Genomic DNA, 1,053 nt, shown 5'->3' on the forward strand with positions numbered 1-1,053 from the left:
TCACACCCGGGTCCCAGGCGCCCATGAGCTCCATGCTCGCCTTGTGGTTGGCGATCAGGCCGGCCGAGCTTCCCGCGCCCTGCTGCGCCGAGGTGGTCAGGAACCCGTCGTTGAACGGCTTGGTGTCGGCGAACGCCTTGAGGTCGTTGCCCGCTTTGGTCCAGCAGGCGTCGTCGAAGGTCTTGCTCTTGGCCGTGGCGTCGAGCGTGGCCCGGCTGCAGGCACGCAGCGCGAACCAGTAGTACCAGTGGGCGGCCGGCCAGGCGTCCTTGCCGCCGAGAGCGATCGGCGTACCCTTCGCCTTCAGCTTGGCCACCGCTGCGTTGAGGTCGTCCAGTGTCGCCGGCGGCGCCGTGACCCCGGCCGCCTTGAACAGGTCCTGGCTGTACCAGAGACCGCCGGGCAGGATCGAGGTCGGAACGGAGTACGTCTTGCCGTCGATCGCCCCGGTGCCGAGGACGGCGTCGCCCACCGCCGCCTTGGTCTCGGCGCTGATGTCGTCGGTGAGATCCTTCAGCTGGCCCGCCTCCACCATCGCGGCCATCTTGCCGCCGCCGCGCTGAAGGAAGATGTCGGGAGCGGAGCCGGAGTTCAGCGCGGTCTGCAGCTTGCCGTCCAGATCTTCGTTCTGAACCGTCTGAATCTTGATGGTGACCGTCGGGTTGGCGGCGTGATAGTCGGCGGCGACCTTGTCCCAGAACGCCTTGCCGGGACCGGTCGTGGCGTTCTCCCACAACTGCATCGTGACGTTGCCGCCCGAGTCGGCGCCGCCACCGTCGTCATCGCCGCCACTGCAAGCGGCCATGCTCGCGGCGCTCAACGCCGCCACAGCGGCCATTGCGAGAACCTTGCTCGGTGCCATGCAGCTCACCTCTCGAGCCGAAACTTTCGGTGATTTTCCGAAATATGAAGCTCAAGTTATGAAGAGACGCATGCGCATGTCAAGATTTTGCTCGACTGGAAATCACAGTCGTGGTAACGATTTCGTAGCGGCGCGGTCCGGACGACAACATCGTCGGGCACGGAAGCGGCCACTGAAAGCTTTCAGACAAG

1 protein-coding gene is annotated in these 1,053 nt (G+C 65.2%); it reads right to left on the reverse strand.

The window, feature by feature from the left end:
* Window positions 1-838: extracellular solute-binding protein (locus tag AB0M20_RS45485; protein ID WP_364307899.1), on the reverse strand; the 838-nt coding region annotated here is incomplete at its 3' end.
* Between the last annotated feature and the right edge of the window lie 215 nt (window positions 839-1,053).

This window comes from Actinoplanes sp. NPDC051633 (assembly GCF_040681735.1).
Taxonomy (GTDB): domain Bacteria; phylum Actinomycetota; class Actinomycetes; order Mycobacteriales; family Micromonosporaceae; genus Actinoplanes.